We start from the raw sequence: 1,986 nt of genomic DNA, 5'->3' as shown, positions 1-1,986 counted from the left end.
CGCGAAGTTGAGCCTCCGGCGCCACTCGCGCAGGAGGCAGCCGAGGAAGCCGTGGTGCGCACCGCCCAGGACCTCGGGCTGGGCGGCGCGCCCACGGCCAAGCAGGTCTTCGAACGGGCCCGGGCCGGGGAGCCGGCGGCGGTCCGGGCCGTCGACCGTGAAGCCGGCCAACTCGCCTATGCCGTCGCCGTGTTGTCCGCCGTACTGGATCCGGACCTGGTGGTCCTCGGCGGCGGCATCGGCAACAGCGCGGACCTGCTCCTGGAGCCGCTGGAGCAGGCCCTGCACCGGATCGCCCCGATGCGTCCGACGCTTGCGCCGAGCCTGCTGGGGGAGGAGGCGGTCCTTCTCGGCGCGGTCGCCACCGCCCTGGAGACCGCGCGCCCCGAGGTGTTCGAGCGCCGGACGGCGGGGCTGCCCTAACAGTGGCCCGTGGCCCGGCGAGCGTTCGGCGGTTCGGCGCAGCGTGACGGCGGACCGGAGGGCGGCGACGCTCGGTGGCCGGCAGATCTCGATCTGCCAACGAGTGGGAGATCCGTGCACAGATCGTGTGCGGGCTCTGCTTGAATCGCACACCTCATCCAAACGGAACGGAGCGTTCTCCACCCATGCCTTCACGCATACACGGGCGTCGGCGCGCCGGCCTGGCCGGCTTCGCCGGACTCGTCCTCACCGTCGGTCTGGCGCTGACCGGTTGCGACCCGTCGGCCGCCGACGGCGGAGCCAAGGCCTCGCCCCCGGTGACCGCTCCGGCGGCCGCCACCACCCAGTCGACCCCGCCGGTCGCACCGCCCGCCGCGCCCCCGGCCAGCACGCCGCCGCCCGCGTCCGACCCCGCGCCGAGCACGCCGGCCGCCCCCGCGCCGGCGGCCCCCAGCACCCACGCGCCGTCGCCCACCCCGAAGGCGCCGCAGCCGAAGACCACCACGGCCCAGCCGCCGACCGCCCCGGAGCCGCAGCACACCGCGGCGGCCGGCGGCGCGGAGTGCGAGCTCCGCTCGAACGCGGGGAACTGCTACGCGGCCGGGCAGTTCTGCCGCAACGCCGATCTCGGCAGGAGCACCCATGACGCCAACGGGGGGATGATCTACTGCCGGATGGTCAGCGGCAAGCCGCACTGGCAGGCCTGAGCGAGGCCGACCGGGTGCGGGGGGCGAGCCGTCAGTTCCCGCGCCCGGTCGGCCCGTTCTCGCGGCCCGGGGGATCCTGGTCGAGCTGTCCGAGGGTGTCCCAGAACAGGTGCTCGTACGCCTGGAGCAGTCGGCCGTACTCGCGGGCCGCGGCCAGGGTCGGCTCGTCCAGCGGGTCCGGCCCGAGGGCGTCGGCGGCCTGCTGTTCGAGCGCGGTGGCGGGCTGGGCGAAGAAGTCGAAGAACGCGCAGGCCTGGTCGGGGAAGCCGTAGCGGTCGCGCAGGGCCTGCGCGATGGTGGCGCAGTAGCCGCCCCAGGCAGCGAAGTTGGTGACCAGGGCGACGGCTGCGGCGGTGGGCCCGCCGTTCAGCGCGAGCCAGGCGAGGTAGGCCGGGTAGGCCTGGCAGCCGGGCAGCGGTGGCCGGGCGGCGAGTTCGTCCGGGCCGAGGCCGCAGGCGGCGGCGAGGCCGGGCAGGGTGCGCAGCGCGGCGCTCTCGCCCTCGGCGAGGGTGGCGAACCAGGCGCTCACCGGACGGTCGGCGCTGCGGGTGGCGAGCAGCAGCAGGCTGCGCCGGTCGGAGGCGATGATCCGGTGCTGCTGGGCAGCGAGTTCGGCCAGGGCCGAGCGGGGCGCCGTGCCGTCGGCGAGCGCCGTGACGAGTGCCGGGGCGGCGTCGCCGGGCGCCAACTCGGCGCGCAGGTAGCGGATCTGGTCGAGGATCGGGTGGTTCACCGGTGCCTCCGTGGTGCGGTTCGGTCCCGGTGCCATTCCTACCGCCTGGCGGGGCCCGGTCGGCGGCGACAGGCCGGGGCGGGCCCCGGGTTGCGACCGGCGCCCCCGCGGGGTGGGCGGCGC

General features: G+C 76.3%; 3 protein-coding genes. 2 read left to right on the top strand and 1 reads right to left on the bottom strand.

What is annotated here, in order from left to right; translation table 11 throughout:
- Together ACFV6I_RS36840 and ACFV6I_RS36835 are read left to right on the top strand one after the other, a co-directional pair.
- Positions 1-423: ROK family protein (locus ACFV6I_RS36840; RefSeq protein WP_380430383.1), on the top strand; the 423-nt coding region annotated here is incomplete at its 5' end.
- 185 nt (positions 424-608) lie between these two features.
- Complete coding sequence (locus ACFV6I_RS36835; protein ID WP_380430380.1) at positions 609-1,130, top strand: hypothetical protein; 522 nt, start codon at positions 609-611, stop codon at positions 1,128-1,130.
- Between the two features lie 31 nt (positions 1,131-1,161).
- Here the strand turns inward: ACFV6I_RS36835 and ACFV6I_RS36830 are convergent, their stop codons facing one another.
- Positions 1,162-1,863, bottom strand: coding sequence for a transcriptional regulator (locus ACFV6I_RS36830; RefSeq protein ID WP_380430378.1), 702 nt, complete (start codon positions 1,861-1,863; stop codon positions 1,162-1,164).
- Positions 1,864-1,986: the final 123 nt, after the last annotated feature.

The sequence above is a fragment of the Kitasatospora sp. NPDC059803 genome (assembly GCF_042732255.1).
Classification (GTDB): Bacteria; Actinomycetota; Actinomycetes; order Streptomycetales; family Streptomycetaceae; genus Kitasatospora.
Note: the sequence above shows the minus strand (reverse complement) of the source record. Positions and strands in the feature narration are given on the sequence as shown.

What these genes read in the sequence shown, in the direction of transcription:
- ACFV6I_RS36835 (WP_380430380.1), top strand. Translation starts at nt 609, where the DNA reads ATGCCTTCACGCATACACGGGCGTCGGCGCGCCGGCCTGGCCGGCTTC.